Source organism: Mesorhizobium sp. CA14, assembly GCF_020165195.1.
Lineage (GTDB): Bacteria > Pseudomonadota > Alphaproteobacteria > Rhizobiales > Rhizobiaceae > Mesorhizobium.
Genome location: NZ_JAIUHR010000003.1, coordinates 194,429 through 209,606 on the forward strand (window position 1 = coordinate 194,429; position 15,178 = coordinate 209,606).

The 15,178-nt window shown below is 61.3% G+C and carries 13 protein-coding genes and 1 pseudogene; 6 read left to right on the top strand and 8 right to left on the bottom strand.

Annotation, left to right across the window (positions count from 1 at the left end; translation table 11 throughout):
* Window positions 1-102 precede the first annotated feature (102 nt).
* Window positions 103-374 (bottom strand): annotated as a pseudogene (locus LB565_RS05205) (hypothetical protein); the annotation flags it as partial.
* A gap of 725 nt (window positions 375-1,099) precedes the next feature.
* On the opposite strand from LB565_RS05205, the gene LB565_RS05210 reads away from it, so the two are divergent.
* Together LB565_RS05210 and LB565_RS05215 are read left to right on the top strand one after the other, a co-directional pair.
* Window positions 1,100-3,895, top strand: coding sequence for a PAS domain-containing protein (locus tag LB565_RS05210; RefSeq protein ID WP_224582098.1), 2,796 nt, complete (start codon window positions 1,100-1,102; stop codon window positions 3,893-3,895).
* Complete coding sequence (locus LB565_RS05215; protein ID WP_140502853.1) at window positions 3,892-4,266, top strand: response regulator; 375 nt, start codon at window positions 3,892-3,894, stop codon at window positions 4,264-4,266. Before LB565_RS05210 ends, LB565_RS05215 begins: the two co-directional genes overlap by 4 nt.
* A 432-nt stretch (window positions 4,267-4,698) precedes the next feature.
* Here LB565_RS05215 and LB565_RS05220 read toward each other — a convergent pair whose 3' ends face one another.
* The 6 genes from LB565_RS05220 to LB565_RS05245 form a co-directional block, all read right to left on the bottom strand.
* Entirely contained in the window at window positions 4,699-5,028 is a 330-nt protein-coding gene (locus tag LB565_RS05220) for an alpha/beta fold hydrolase (RefSeq protein WP_224627062.1), read from the bottom strand.
* Between the two features lie 89 nt (window positions 5,029-5,117).
* A complete protein-coding gene (locus tag LB565_RS05225; RefSeq protein WP_411962590.1) occupies window positions 5,118-6,116 on the bottom strand; it encodes an alpha/beta fold hydrolase in 999 nt (332 codons plus the stop codon).
* Between the two features lie 182 nt (window positions 6,117-6,298).
* On the bottom strand, window positions 6,299-7,075 hold the full coding sequence (locus tag LB565_RS05230; protein ID WP_224582101.1) for an alpha/beta fold hydrolase: 777 nt from the start codon (window positions 7,073-7,075) through the stop codon (window positions 6,299-6,301).
* 110 nt (window positions 7,076-7,185) lie between these two features.
* A complete protein-coding gene (locus tag LB565_RS05235) occupies window positions 7,186-7,782 on the bottom strand; it encodes a VOC family protein (protein WP_224582279.1) in 597 nt (198 codons plus the stop codon).
* Window positions 7,783-7,989: 207 nt separating this feature from the next.
* Window positions 7,990-9,264, bottom strand: a complete 1,275-nt coding sequence (locus LB565_RS05240) for an epoxide hydrolase family protein (RefSeq protein ID WP_224582102.1) — start codon at window positions 9,262-9,264, stop codon at window positions 7,990-7,992.
* Window positions 9,265-9,679: 415 nt separating this feature from the next.
* Window positions 9,680-10,264 carry a hypothetical protein gene (locus tag LB565_RS05245; RefSeq protein WP_224582103.1) on the bottom strand — a complete coding sequence of 195 codons (585 nt, stop codon included), beginning with the start codon at window positions 10,262-10,264 and terminating at the stop codon, window positions 9,680-9,682.
* A gap of 283 nt (window positions 10,265-10,547) precedes the next feature.
* Between LB565_RS05245 and LB565_RS05250 the strand changes: the two genes are divergently transcribed.
* The 4 genes from LB565_RS05250 to LB565_RS05265 all read left to right on the top strand — a co-directional run bounded on the left by LB565_RS05250 (window position 10,548) and on the right by LB565_RS05265 (window position 14,790).
* Window positions 10,548-11,384: an enoyl-CoA hydratase/isomerase family protein gene (locus LB565_RS05250; RefSeq protein WP_224582104.1), complete on the top strand. Its 837-nt coding sequence runs from the start codon at window positions 10,548-10,550 to the stop codon at window positions 11,382-11,384.
* A 33-nt stretch (window positions 11,385-11,417) separates the two neighbouring features.
* Complete coding sequence (locus tag LB565_RS05255) at window positions 11,418-11,828, top strand: GlcG/HbpS family heme-binding protein (RefSeq protein ID WP_140502839.1); 411 nt, start codon at window positions 11,418-11,420, stop codon at window positions 11,826-11,828.
* 251 nt (window positions 11,829-12,079) lie between these two features.
* Window positions 12,080-13,174, top strand: coding sequence for an HlyD family secretion protein (locus LB565_RS05260; protein WP_224582105.1), 1,095 nt, complete (start codon window positions 12,080-12,082; stop codon window positions 13,172-13,174).
* The gene (locus tag LB565_RS05265) at window positions 13,171-14,790 is read left to right on the top strand and encodes an MFS transporter (RefSeq protein WP_224582106.1); all 1,620 of its coding nucleotides are present in this window, start codon (window positions 13,171-13,173) and stop codon (window positions 14,788-14,790) included. The genes LB565_RS05260 and LB565_RS05265 overlap by 4 nt, the downstream gene beginning before the upstream one ends.
* A 107-nt stretch (window positions 14,791-14,897) precedes the next feature.
* On the opposite strand, the gene LB565_RS05270 is transcribed toward LB565_RS05265, so the two are convergent.
* On the bottom strand, window positions 14,898-15,101 hold the full coding sequence (locus LB565_RS05270; protein WP_318012120.1) for a hypothetical protein: 204 nt from the start codon (window positions 15,099-15,101) through the stop codon (window positions 14,898-14,900).
* Window positions 15,102-15,178: the final 77 nt, after the last annotated feature.

The following is a 15,178-nucleotide window of genomic DNA, read 5'->3' on the forward strand; positions in this document are numbered from 1 at the left end:
GGCCTTCGCCGGGCAGCGGCTGGTACATGCGGGACGAATCCGCCACCCTATGGAGGTCGCGCCCACCCGCCTCGCGGTAGGAGATCGGAAATCCAACTACCGCTATGATGCGGTAGCTGATTGGCGGGCCCGGATCACGTTGCGCTCACGTCGGTGATGGCCCCGAGCAAAGGCCTCCGGCGCTTCCTGAGGCAGGTTGTGACCGATGCCGCCACTGATCAGCCGGTGCTCATATTTGCCCGAGAACATCCGCGCGTAGGCGCTGGCTTCCGGGTGCGGCGCACCGTTGGCGTGCCTTCGAGCGTGATTGTCGACGCGGCGATCACAGGCGCCTGCGCGAGCCGCTGTTCCAGCGCGTCGCATCGCGTTTCGCCGTTCGAAATGACCTGTTGCCAATTGGGTGCAGGCCCGATTGCCGCTCTCTGCGATCTCAGGGCTGCGTCGGGGTCGGCATTTGCCGAATGCGAAGGTCTGACCCATAGCTGACTTTCGCCTGGACCAGAGCAGGAACTTTTGCGCCGCTCTCCAGTCGCCAATCTTGGCTCACATTCGTGAAAGCGGCCGTTTAGCTGTGTCGGTGGACGATTGCGTTCAGAATATTGTGGCCGCTGGCCGCAGAGGGCTCGCCATAAACGCATGTCTTAATTTCCAACGTCATTTTTGGCAAAGCCGATATAGGCATACGGCCCATTCCAGCGCGAAGTGTCGCGTCCAATTGGCAGGCAACGGTCACGCCCGCTGGTTTCGAGTGCCATTACACAGAGCTGTGCGCTCGCCACGGGGAGGCCAGTTCAGGCGGGTAGACATGGAACAGAATGACCCTTCCGCGGTTTGCCGGCAGCGTTACAGTGATGGTCGCCGTCCGGTCGCTCTCGCACGTCGGCGAATAGTCGCTTTACGGAGCTGGTCAAGCGCTCTGACGATTTCAGCCTGTTCCTCGGGATCGAACACCCGTAGCACATCAACCATTCAGTCTCACTGGACGGCCCAAGGGAATGGCCGTAGCGTGTTGAAATCCCGGAAACTTCGGCAAACCGATACCAAGGTATAATGCGCGCGAAAGATCGAGTGGCGCATTCTGGGATCGAGGAGATTTTCGATGCTGACAGCAGACGGGCCGACGGACCCGCGCATTGCCGAGGAGATCGAACGACGCGTCGCAGAGCGGACGGCCGAGCTCTCCGCCATCAGTGAGGATTTGCGGCGCCAGCTTTCCGTGCGGCACCGTGACAACGAAAATCCGCACCTCCGGGAAATCTTGCTGAAATCCTTCATCGACGGCATTGGGGCACCGGTCACGCTATGCGCGCCAACCGGCGAAATGGTGGCGGTCAACCGGTTCGGCCAGGAATACCACCGCAAATCCGTCGAAGAGATCATGGACTGGACCTCGGGCGAAATGATATTCGCCGCTGATTTGCCGCGTGTGAAAGCGGCATGGCAGCGATCGATCGAGACCGGCGAGCCCTATGATGTCGAGGTCCGTGCCCGCCGGGCCCACGGACCCTATCGCTGGATGCGTCTCCATGGATTTCCGGTTCGCGATTCCGATGGCAGCATCCTGCGGTGGTGCGTGCTGCATCTGGATATTCATGACAGCAAGTCGGCCGAAGAAGCTCTCGCGGCCAGCGAGCGCAATCTCAAACTGACCATCAACACGATGCCGGCGATGGCCTGGACCGCCGATACGAGCGGGAATGTCGAGTTCTTCAACGACAATTTCCTGGATTATGTCGGCCTGCCGCTCGACCGCATGCTCGACGACAGCTGGAAGCAGGCCGTACACCCCGACGATGTCGATGATCTGCTTGAGACTTGGAAAGTCGTCATGGCCGCCGGCCGGACCGGCGAGACCGAGGCGCGACTGCGGCGCTTCGACGGCACCTATCGCTGGTTCCTGATGCGGGTCAGCCCCCTGCGCGATGAATCCGGAAAGGTCGTGCGGTGGTACGGCATCAACACCGACGTCGATGCTTGGCGGCAGACCGAACGGCAGCGGCAGCAGGCGGAGGATTCGCTGCGCGCCAGCGAATTGATGCTGCGATCGATGCTGGACAGCATCGCTGCGCCGATCGGCTTCTTCAATTCCGACGGCGAACTGGAGGCGGTCAATCATCTGGTCGGCGATTATTTCGGCAAGAGCTTCGAGGAGGTCTCCCAGTGGGAGAACATCGTGCATCCGGATGATCTGGTCGCCTCGCAGGCCGCCTGGCAGCGGGCGATTGAGGCCGGCGCGGCCTATGAGCACGAGGCCCGCATCCGCCGCGCGGACGGCGAGTATCGTTGGAATGACCATCGCGGCTATCCGATGCGGGACGCCGAAGGCCGCATCGTGCGCTGGTGCGTACTGCAGATCGACATTCACGACCGGAAGCAGGCCGAGGCCCGTCTGGCCGCAAGCGAACGGAATCTCGATCAGATCATCAGCGGGATTCCCGGTTTGGCATGGACCGCTCTTCCCGATGGCCATGCAGACTTCTTGAATCAGCATTATCTCGACTATGTCGGACTTTCACTTGAACAGGCGCGGGGCGTCGGCTGGATGCTGGCCCTTCACCCGGACGATCGGGAGCATTTGATCGCCGATTGGCGCGCCATGATGTCGGAGCGTCGTGGCGGAGAGTCCGAGGCGCGAATCCGCCGATGTGATGGGGAATATCGGTGCTTCCTGTTTCGCGCCAGCCCGGTGCTGGATGATGCAGGCAACGTCGTACGCTGGTTCGGTGTTAATACAGACATCGAAGACCTGAAGCGCGCCGAAGCGGCCATGCGGGCGAGCGAGCTCAATCTGCGACAATTGACAGAAACCATTCCCCAGATGCTCTGGAGTGCTACGGCGGATGGCTCGATAGACTACTGCAACAAGCGGCTGCTGGAGTTCACCGGCTTCACCCCCGAAGAAGCGATGGGTACCGGCTGGGCGAAGATGCTGCACCCGGACGACGTCGAGCCAACGGTGAGGGCTTGGCTGCACTGCATCGCAACCGGTGATCCCTATCGGGTCGAGGTGCGGACGCTGCGGGCGTCGGATCAGACCTATCGATGGCTGTTGACCAGTGCGCTGCCGCTGCGCGACGCAGACGGCCGCATCCTCAAATGGCATGGTGCCTGCGCGGACATGCACGACTGGAAACAGGCCCAAGACGAGCTTCGTGATGCCCAGGCCGAGCTCGCGCATATGACGCGGGTAATGACCATGGGCCATCTCACCGCTTCGATCGCCCATGAACTCAATCAGCCGTTGGCCGGCATCATCACCAATGCCAGCACGTGCTTGCGCATGCTGGCAGCCGATCCACCCAACGTGACAGGTGCGCGAGAGACCGCACGACGAACTATACGAGACGGCAACCGGGCTGCGGATGTGATCGCCAGGCTGCGGTCGCTCTTCAGCAAGAAGGACCCGGTCATCGAAGCGGTGGATGTGAACACGGCCACGCAAGAGGTTATAGCGCTGACGTTGACTGAGTTGAAGAAGGCCAACGTGAGCTTGCGCGTGCAACTGGCCGAGGCGCTCCCATCTGTGGAGGGAGACCGTGTCCAGCTTCAGCAGGTGATCATGAACCTGATTTTGAATGCCATGCAGGCCATGGACGGTATCGCCGACCGGTCCAAGGAGCTGGTCGTGGCGACGGAGCGCGACGGTTGCGACGCCGTGCGCGTCGTCGTCCAGGATGCAGGCGTGGGTTTCGAGGCCGCAATCGCCGAGAAGCTCTTCCATCCGTTCTATACGACCAAGAGGCACGGCATGGGGATCGGTCTCTCAGTCAGCCGGTCGATTGTCGAGAACCACCAGGGCCGGCTCTGGGCCGAGCGGAATGACGGTCCCGGCGCTACGTTTATTGTCTCAATCCCGTCCGGGGACGCTGGCGACGGTGCGGAGGTGAACGCATGACGCAACGCCGGAGGTTCATCGCTGTGATCGATGACGACGAGTCGGTACGCGAGTCGGTTCCGGACCTGCTGCGCGAGTTCGGCTACGAGGCGGGCGGATTTTCGTCGGCTGAAGAGTTTCTAGCATCCGATAAGCTCAGGCAGGCTGAGTGTCTGGTGCTCGATATCGCGATGCCGGGAATGTCCGGGCTTGATCTCCAGCGCGAACTGAGCCGGCGGCAGCTGCAGATTCCGATCGTTTTCATCACAGCGCATGGCGATGGGGCGGTACGGCTCCGACTTCATGAGCGCGGCGCTGTCGATTGTCTGCTGAAACCGTTCAGCGATACCGCCCTGATGGAGGCGCTGCAGGGCGTGCTTCGATCGAAGTGATTCGCCTGTCTTGTGTCTGCAAGGAAAGGGAGGCTTAAAATGCATGGGCGCGTGGAGGTCAACGTGCCGGGTGCAACGGCGGTGGACGGCCATGCCGGATGCTACTTCGACAGTCAATATGGTGGATGATGACATCTCCGTCCGCGAAGCACTGGAGGGGCTAAGCGGGTTGGCGGCCGACGGCCTTCAACGCTCATGTCGGCGGTTTCACCGCTTGGCTGATAATTTTTTAGGTTATCGGGCCCGTCTGAATATCTGCCTGGCCGGGTCGGCTGAGAATCGCGAATTCATCGGTCCACAGATCAAGGTCATAGCGCTCGACGGCCAGATCGCTGCCGCGGTGGCGGCGGCGCGTCGCCCCCAACGACAGGAGCTTCTTGCGCAGCGTCTCTTCATGAGTTGCGCGGTTGCCCAGAAAGCGAGGCGGGGAGCTCAGGCAGCGCCGAGGCCCGTGTCGTGGGCATGCTGCACGATCCGCGATTGCAGGCGGTCGGGATGAGCCATCGCCATGCGGAAGCCCACCGGACCGCCGTAATCCTGCATGAACAGGCTGTAACGGGAGAGTGCCAGAACCTCGGTGAAGCGGGTAATGACCTCAGCTAGGTGGTCGAAAGTGTGGCCAAACGCGTTGGGGACAGGCGCAGCGCTATGACCAAACCCGGGATAGTCCGGCTCGACCAGATGATAACGGTCCGAGAGTCGCGCAAGCAGCGGCTGATACATGCGCGACGACGACGGCAATCCGTGGAGGAGCAGGATCACCGGCGCATCGCGGTCTCCTGCTTCGCAGTCGAAGATCGGAAGACCATCGACCGAAAATCGTGCGGTAAATGATCGGATGCGCCATCGGATCACATCCCGCTTACGTCGATGATGGCCTGCGTGAAGGCTTGCGGCGCTTCCTGGGGAAGGTTGTGGCCGATGCCGCCCGCGATCAACCGATGCTCGTACTTGCCGGAGAACATCTTCGCATAGGCGCTGGCTTCCGGATGCGGCGCACCATTGGCGTCGCCTTCGAGCGTGATTGTCGGCACGGAGATAACGGGCGCCTCAGCGAGCCGCTGTTCCAGCGCGTCGTATCGCGCCTCGCCTTCCGCCAGCTCGAGCCGCCAGCGGTAATTGTGCATCACGATATCGACATGATCCGGATTGTCGAAGGACGCCGCACTGCGCTCGAAGGTGGCGTCGTCAAAGTTCCATTGCGGCGAGGCAAGCTGCCAGATCAGCCTTGCGAAATCGCGCGTGTATTTCTCGTACCCCGCCCGGCCACGGTCGGTGGCGAAGTAGTACTGGTACCACCATTGAAGCTCAGCCTTGGGCGGCAGCGGCGACTTGCCGGCCTGCTGGTTGCCGATCAGGTAGCCGCTGACCGAGACCATCGACTTGCAGCGCTCCGGCCACAGCGCGGCAATGATGTTTGCCGTGCGGGCACCCCAGTCGCAGCCGCCTATAGTGGCCTTCCCGATGCCGAGCGCATCCATCAGGGCGATGACGTCGGATGCGATTGCCGCCTGCTGGCCATTGCGCGGCGTTTCGCCTGACTGAAACCGCGTCGTGCCATAGCCACGCAGGTGAGGTACGATCACGCGATATCCCTTGGACGCCAGCAACGGAGCGACGTCGACGTAAGTATGGATATCGTAGGGCCAGCCGTGCAGCAGGATGACAGGCGCGCCGTCGGCTGGTCCCAGTTCGACATAGCCGACATTCAGGACGCCGGCGTCAATCTGCTTCGGTGCGCCAACCGAGTTGTGTGTTGTCTGCATCGCTGACGCGGTCGTCTTGTCGGCTCCGCCGGGTGCGGCCTTCGCGGCCGTGGTCACACCGAGTTCGGCGATCGCGAGGGTCATTGCCGCCGCGCCGATTATGTGGCGACGGCGCTCATCGATCCTGTCGGAAACACTGTCCATGGTGATGCCTCTCCTGTGGCAGGACTAATCTCGATTTCCTTGGCATGCCTGATCAAGATCCGAGCCGCTGGTCGCCATCAATGTCGCATGTCGCGCCAGTCGACGCCCCATCACGACGGCTTTCATCGTGATGTCTCCTTAGCGGCCTTCTCGATCAGCCGCGCCACGGCTTCAGGGTGCGACACCATCACCAAATGCGAGGCGCCCTTGATGACCACGGTATCCCGTGAGTGGGCCCGAGCAGCCATGAATGCTGAGGCTTCCGCCGGTATGTTCTTGTCACCGGCCCCGTAGATGAACCAGGTTGGAAACTCTTTCCACGCCGCTTCAGTTTGGATTTCGTTCAGCGCCGCTTCTTCAATGGGCCTCTGCGCCGCGGCCATCAACCTGGTTTCGGCCTCGGGGACGTCGGCGGCGAACTGCCCGTGGAACCTGTCCTGCCGGATGTAGAGATCCTTGCCTCCGCTTGACAGGCTGACTGGCGGCGAGAGGGCCGGACCGAGCGTGCTGCCGGGATACTGGGCGGCGAGTTGCGCGGCTGTCTCGCCCGTATCCGGCGCGAAGGCGGCGACATAGACCAGCGCCTTGACGTTGGCGTGGCCTTCGGCCGCCTCGCTGATGACGGAGCCGCCGTAGGAATGCCCAACGAGAACGACAGGCGATTTGATGGAGCCAAGGATGTCGGCGACGTAGCCGGCGTCGTTTTTGACCCCACGTAGCGGATTGGCGACAGCTACGACGCGATAGCCATCCTTCTCGAGGATTTTGACGACGCCGTTCCAACTCGACGAATCCGCGAACGCACCGTGAACCAGAACGATCGTGGGTTTGTCGGCCTGCGCATATGCATTGCCGAACGAGGCGCTGGCGATCGCAAAGGCTGCGAGAAGTGTTTTCATCTGAATGTCCCTTCATGTTTGAGGTATCCCGCGAACCGCGCGGAGACGTAGGCGTGCCTCCTCGGTGTGGACGAGCCTGGGCGTCCAACCCATGCCCCCCAGGGCTTGGCCTATTGCGGCAGGGGCTTTCCGGTCTGCTCCGCCGCCATGTAGGCGGCGTACCAGTCCGGCCAATTCTCATCACGGCGGCCGCCGCTCCGCTGCTCGTGCTCGCCGTGGGCCACCGACGCGCGCCGCATCGCGGCAGCCAGATCCGCTTCAGAGGCGAAGCTTGTCGAATTGCCGTCGATCCGGCCAGGAAGCCGAGCAATGATTTCCTGCAGCACCCAGCCGTTGTCGTCAGGATCGCTGAATGTAGCATACGAGACGTAGCTGCGCCCTTCAGGATCGCGACCGCTGATCGCGGGCTGGCCCGGTCCGGCGCGATGGAACACCTCGCTGACCTCGGCGCCGTGAGCAATGAGGTCGGCACGCGCCGCCTCGATGTTAGAGACGACGAGAAAGAGGCCATGCGCCGAGCCCGGAGCGGCCGAGGTGATGCCCTTGCCGAAGTGGATCGAGCCTGATGAGCCGGGCGGAGTGAACTGAACGACCCTGAACACGTCGCCGACCACGAAGTCGGCATCAAGCCTCCAGTCTAAGCCGCCGTAGAAGCTCTTGGCGCGATCGACATCCGAGACAGGGATAGCGATCACTTCGAGCTTCATATCGAGGGGCGGCGCGCTCGCTGTGCGGACTGATGTTTCCAACGTGGTCTCGACCTGCCGCGCTTCAACCGTGGATGACATGGTCGTTCTCCTTCTCTTGGTTTTGTCACAAGCAGTATGTTGCCGCCCTACGCCGCCTCGGCGGACCGACCTGCCGGTCCGACCGCCGTTTTGAAATGCGGACGACCTGATGGCTGCCCTTCGGCTTCAGATGGACTGGCGCAGCGGGCGGAAGGCGTCTCTGAGCTCTGCGCTAAACACCGACGGCTGTTCCCAGGCCGCGAAGTGCCCGCCCTTGGCGAGCCGGTTGTAGTGGATCAGCTTCGGATAGGCTTTTTCAGCCCAGCTTTGCGGCGCCTGATAGATCTCGTCCGGGAAGGCGCTCACGGCAACTGGGATCTTGATGCCACGCGGATCGAAGAAACCCCCCGTCGGGAAATGTGCATTGTCCCAATAGAGGCGGCCCGACGAGATCGCCGTATTGGTCAACCAGTACAGCGTGACATTGTCGACGATGTCATCCTTCGTCAGCCCTTCGGCGCTCCCATCAAAGACGCGCGTGATGAGCCTGTAACTGCGAATGTCGTGGTCAAGCATCCAGGCGGCCAGCCCGACAGGCGAATCCACGATGCCGTACAGCGTCTGCGGACGGTTGTTCATCTCGATCGCATATCCCAGCCCGTTTTTGTTGAAGTCGTCGAGCTGGCCGTAAGCACGCTTCTCGTCCGGCGAAAGGTCGGAGGGCGCAGCAGCCCCTGCCGCCAGTGCCTTGGAGATATCGGCGGGCACCGTTGCGGCCATGTTGGTGTGGATGCCCAGCAATCCCGGTGGCTCCTGCAGAGCCATCTGCTCAGAGACGGCGTTCCCCCAATCGCCGCCCTGCGCCACGTATTTCATGTAACCGAGGCGCTGCATCAGCCTTGCCCATGCCTTGGCGATGCGGACGGGGGTCCATCCCGGTGCGGTCGGCTTGCCCGAGAAGCCATAACCTGGAAGCGAGGGGATCACGACGTGAAACGCATCGCCTTCGGTTCGGCCATGCGCGGTCGGATTGGTAAGCGGCTCGATGATCTTCAGCTGTTCTATGATCGAGCCAGGCCAGCCATGCGTCACGATGATCGGCAGCGCGTTCTCGTGCCTGGAACGCACGTGAATGAAGTGGATGTCCAGCCCGTCGATCTCCGTAATGAACTGCGGAAGCGCGTTGAGGCGGGCCTCCACCTTGCGCCAGTCGTAATCCTTCGCCCAGTGCTGCGCTAGTTTCTGAATCGTCGCCAGTTGCACGCCCTGCGTATCGTCCGCAACGGTCTCCTTATCGGGCCAGCGGGTCGCCATCACCCGCCGGCGCAGATCGTCGAGGTCGCTGTCTCGGAAGTTGACAGTGAAGGGACGGATCAACCCTTCCGCCGCTTGGGATGTTCCGGGAAGCATGTTGGCAGCCCCGGCGGCGGCTGCGGCGGCAAGTAGTTCGCGTCGTGTCATGACGTCCTCCTGTCTAAATTGGTTTTTTCGAATGCTGCTAACAGATCAACTGTCGGCGAAGGCGAATCCATCACACGATGGTATCGCCGATACTTTTGTATTGCTGGGCTACCAGGCGTCTGCTGTCCTTCATAAGGACAAGACCAGCAGCGAGGCCACGATGCGAGTTCGCTGGTCAACTGACCCGTACAGCATATGAGCCGGGGTCGGTCTTACCAGGATCGCTATGCGGGCGTGGCTGGCGGGTAGGCAGTGAACCGCTTCCACGCGATGTCTTGCGGTCGGACGGCCAAGAGCAACTCCTCGCCAGGCTGATGCGAACAATGGCTCGCCGGGCATCGTGGAAATGGCAATCCTCGCTCTGTTGGTCAGAGCTCTGCGTCGCGACGCGCGCCGAGCATCTCTGACCCACGCATCACGTTAAATCCGCGTTCAGTTGCGACGGCAAATCCTTGGATCGCTCGATCGAGAAATGCAGGCCGGCGAACGATCCGGACTCGGTGAACCACCAGTCGACCGATCCGCCGAGTTCCTCAGCCAGGGTTCGGACCCGCCGCCGCTCAGGACGCTCCTGGGAGTCCGCCGCCGTCGAGCGGCTGCTTCTGACCAGGCAGCGCACATTGCCGCCCCATCCACTCAAAGTAACCGCGATAGCTCCTCGCCGGCCCTTGAGATTGTGGCGCGCCGCGCTGCGGACCAGCTCGGATAGGATCAGTCCCACCCGCCGGCAACAAGCGGCGTCTAGCCGTATCTCGTCCGTCTTGACGCTGAGCCGAACTCGCAGCTGCTCCGACAGAGCCGCACATATGCTTCCCACGTGGCCACCAAGGTCCATGGTCCCATCATCAGTCGGAATCACCGGAGCCCGGCGGGCCGAGGGTGTTGCGCGCATCCGCTGCGCCGCCATGCTCAGTGCAAGCATTGCGACCGCGTCGCCGCGCAAGGCTGCCAATCGCAACTGGCGGGGTGTAGTGCGCGTACTGGTCGTGACAAGTTGCATAACGGATCCTTCGCAAAGTCCGCGCCATCGACGGAATTGTCGCGTGGTGCTCGATCCACTCAGAGCAGAGGCGATCCTGCTGATCTATTGCGCCAAGGTATCGCCGATACCTAAGGCGAATGCGCCTGGGCCGGCCTTCTTCACTTCGGGCTTGGCTAGATCACTCCCCACTGAACGATATCGTCGAGACGATAGTATCGCCGATACGTAGGTCCAATCGAAGTGCACGAACTTGAGCGGTAACTGACAAGCGTCTCGCAATTATTTGCCAAAGGAGGTTTCAGTGGACGCCAAGACAATCGCTTCACAAATTCGCCTGGTCCGATACACGGCCGCTTGCTGGCGTGTCACCTTCAACAACCCGCCACTCAATGTCATGGGACCGGAGATGGTGCGGCAGTTCCAGGCCACGATCGACGCCATCGAGGCTGACGGTGACGTCAGGGTCGTGGTCTTCGACAGCGCGGCCGAAGATTTCTTCCTGAACCATTCAGACTTCATGGCCCCTCTGGAAGAGATGACCTCGATGTCACCCGGACCGACGGGCTTGCCGCCCTGGCCCGATTTCCTCGTGCGCCTTACGCGTGCCCCTGTGGTTTCGATCGCGCTGATCCGTGGGCGCGCGACTGGCAACGGCAGCGAGCTGCTGCTTTCCTGCGACATGAGCTTCGCCAGCAAGGAGAAGACGATCATCTCGCAGTGGGAAGTCGGCGTGGGCATGGTGGCTGGCGGCGGGCCGATGGCTCGGCTGCCTAACCTTATCGGGCGAAATCGCGCCATGGAGGTGCTGCTGAGCTCGGAGGACATTTCCGCCGACAAGGCGGAAGCCTACGGCTACATCAACCGGGCGCTTCCCGACGCTGAACTCGACGCCTACGTTGAAGCGCTCGCCACCCGCATCTCCGGCTTCGACAAGTGGGCCATCGGCCAGACCAAGCGGCTGGTGAATACCAGCTTGCCGCCGGATGTCGAACTCGGCGCCGGATGGGAGGCCTGTATCGCCTCGCTCGGGCGGCCCGCCGCGCAGAGTGGCATCAAAGCCCTGACTGCCAAAGGCTTCCAAACGCCCGGCGATGTTGAAAATCGGCTGGGGTTCCACCTCGGCGAGCTGCCTCGCTAGGCAATCACCAAACGTTCAGAAAGGATGACTCTCATGGATCTGCTCATGACAGCCAAGAAGCTGGCCGAGCGCGTAGAGGCTGAAGCAATCAAAGCCAAGATTCCGGTAGCCGTCTGCATTGTCGACGTCCATGGCAACCTCGTGCTCCAGCATCGCATGAACGGCGCCCCGCTGTTCTCACTCGAGATATCGGAGCGGAAGGCCTACACCTCGGCCCTGGTGCGGATGCGCACGATTGATCTGCTGACATTGGTGCAGCCTGGTCAATCGCTCTACGTGCTCCCTTCGGTTGGTGGCGGCCGCTTCTGCCCCATGGGTGGCGGCGTCCCGTTGACCGAGAAGGGCGAGGTGTACGCTGGTATCGGCGTCAGCGGCGGAACGGCCGAGGAAGACGTGGCTATCGTTGAAGCTGCTCTGCAGGAGCGCGCCCAGGTGGCTGCTTGATCGAAGAAGGATGAGTCTTGCTCGCCGGCCGCCCGGCGGGCAGACGAGACCCTGTGTGGCTTTTTGGCGGCGAGGCCGTGAAGTCAATAATCATTCGCCGTTCTACGCCCTGCACGTCTGGATTTTGATGGAGACAGGTTCGTGAAACTCCACTGGCCACCCACGATCTGCAACATCACCGATCGTCTTGCTGTCAGGGGCGCGAACATCTCCATCGACGGCGAGTGCGTCGATTTGAGGCCGAGGCAGCCATGAGCCGAGTTCGCAGGATCGCAATCGTCATCGTTGTCCTTTTCGTGACATCGCTGGCGGCTTCGTGGGGCTGGCAGTGGTTCACAATAGGCCGCTTCGAGGAAACGACTGACAACGCATATCTGCGTGGAGACATCACCAGTATCGCTCCGAAGCTCGCCGGTTATGTGGTGGAGGTCGACGTAGATGACAACGCGAGTGTTTTGAAGGGCGCTGTCCTGTTTCGAGTCGACGACAACGATTATCGGGCCAAGGTGGAGCAGGCGAAGGCCAACGCCGCCGCCAGGAAGGCGGAAGTTGACAACATCGTGGCCACCTCTGCATTGCAGAAGGCCTTGATCGTGCAGGCCGACGCGCAGAGGCAATCAGCTGCAGCCGATCTGCAGTTTGCGCGCTCCAACCTCGACCGCTACGTCACCCTGCAGAGGAACGGGACCGCGAGCGATCAGAAACTGCAAGATGCGCAGGCGGCTTATGACAAAGCAAAAGCATCGGTGGATGGCGCAGACGCCAATGTTTTGGCTCAAAGGCTGAAGTTAGACGTCCTGGGTGCACAGTTGGCCAGCGCGGAAGCAGCCCAATCACAGGCGGAGGCTGCGCTCGACCTAGCTATGCTCGACCTGTCCAACACGGTGGTGAAGGCCCCGATCGACGGAATTGTTGGTAATCGTCAGATACGTGTCGGGCGATATGTCACTGCGGGTACTGCGGCGTTGGACATTGTTCCTGTAAAAGACGTTTGGATTGTCGCGAATTTTAAGGAAACGCAGCTAGAGCAGGTAAACATAGGGCAACGGGTACGTGTGACTGTCGACGAGTATCCAGACCTCGAAATTGACGGCGTCGTCGACAGCTTCTCTCCCGGCAGTGGTGCGGCATTTAGCCTGCTGCCGCCGGACAACGCCACGGGAAATTTCATCCGCGTCGTTCAGCGCGTGCCGGTCAAGATCAGGATAATGCGCAACCCCTTGCCCGGCCGCCTGGTTCCTGGCCTTTCGGCTCGTGTTGCTATCGCCGTCAGCGCCGGAGACACTTGGGCGGCGGCGCTGAAACCACAGACCGGCGGAATCGCGAACGGACAACCAATACAGTGACCCACCTTGTCGAAAAGCGGTCGGCGCAGCACCTTCTCGACGCGCGGCTGCGCGCTTTATCCGTAACAGGCGCTGTTGTACTGGCCGCGCTCATGGATGCGATCGCATCCACTGCTCTGTCCATCGGCCGGATCGGCCTGCTTGGCGACACCCACGCAACGCCGGACGGACTGGCGATGATCGATATTGTTTTCATCGCCGCTAAGCTGACTTCCTTCCTTGTCGCTCCACTCCTTGTCAGAGCGGTCAGGCCTACTGCCTGCTTGCGCGCAGGGGCTGTCATCCTTCTTCTGGCCTCCGCTGCAATGACATTGTCGGCCGATCTCGTCTGGATTTGCGTCTGCCGCGTTGCCCAGGGGCTGGCCGGTGGCACAATCCTGGTCGCCGGCCAGACCTTACTGTTTTTACGGTTTCCGCATCGACACCAGCCGGTCGTTCAGGCCGTTTTTGCTACAGGCGCCGTGATGGCTCCGACGACAATCACGCCTGCTCTCCATGGTTGGCTCGTCGACCATCTCACCTGGGACTGGATATTTCTGGCCAACATTCCGCTGGGCCTCGCCTCCCTTATCCTGCTGGCGGCGGAGGGTGACGCGACATTTTGGCGAGATGCCAAGCTTCCTATCCGCAGGGTAATTTTGCTTGGCATCGGTACCACGCTTTTGACCTACGTCCTGCTGCAGGGCAGCAGGTTCAATTGGTTCGATGACACCGACATTGCTGTCCTTGCCGCGCTCGGTGTCATGTCTGTCGGCCTTCTGGCTATCGGCGAAATCGGGTTCCGTCCACGAGGCTCTTTGTTGCCGATCTCGCCACTTGGCGATCCGGACTTCCGCTTCGGACTTCTCGCCAGCCTGCTTGCTGGCTTTGCCCTTTCTGGCAGCGCCTATCTCATTCCCACTTTTGCCCTGACCGTGCTCGATTTCACCGCCACGGGCGCGGGAGTGCTTCTGCTGCCCAGCGGAGCCGCGCTTGCGCTGGCACTTCTGCTGTCGGGCCTTCTGATCGAAAAGGCGGGGATACGTGCGATCATGCTTGCTCCATTCGGAATTTTGCTCTTCGCCGGAGCCATGTGGCTGCTGTCTGGTTCGACGAGCGGCAGCGGTTCGGCGGACCTGGCCGTTCCGTTGCTCCTGCGCGGACTCGGTCTTGGTCTTCTGTTCATGGCGTTGACGATGATCACCCTCCAGGGGCTTGCGGCCGACGCGCTTCCGTTCGGCATTGGCCTGTTCAATTTTGGCAAGCAGGTTGGTGGTTTGGCCGGCACGGCCCTTCTGCAAACATATATTGACCACCAGAATGCGTATAACCGGACGATACTGGTTGCCCACGTTTTCAGTGGCGATCCCGCGGCTGACCAGCGCTTGAGGGCTGCTGCGAGCGCTTTGGCGTCAAACGGTGTCGACAGCACTGCATCGACAAAGGGAGCGGTCTTATTGTTGCAGCACGCGCTCGACAGGCAGGCCGCGGTTATCTCTTTCGATGAAGCTTTCTTCTCTTTCGTCCTGCTGTTCGCGGTCGCCGCGCCGTTTCTCATTCTGGCTAAGCGATTGCTCGGCCTCGGAGCCGTCAGGCGCAACCGGACAGCCGCGCATAAGCAAGACATGCTTCGGTGATGCCACATCTACTGCGAAATTCGGGTTTCACACATTCATCGCATGCCGAGCGAAAACTCAGAGTTTGCGATCCTTTCCGCTCCACCTCCGGCGAGACACGGCGTCTTCTAAATTAGCTTTGAAAAAACTCTATCGAGCGCCTCCACGAGAGCGGCTTCGCTAATTGGCTTGAATAGACATGCAACCGCGTCCCGACCGCCTAGTAACGGGCGGATCGACTCGTCTCGATGTGCCCTAATGAACACCACCGGAATATCGTGGCCGTGACGCCTGAGCTCGGTTCTCAGTTCGGCCACCGTCATATCGGGCATTGCGATGTCGAGGATTAGGCATCGCGTCTTTCGAGGTCTTTCGAGGGGAGAAATGCCTGTGCGGAGGGAAAGGCCTG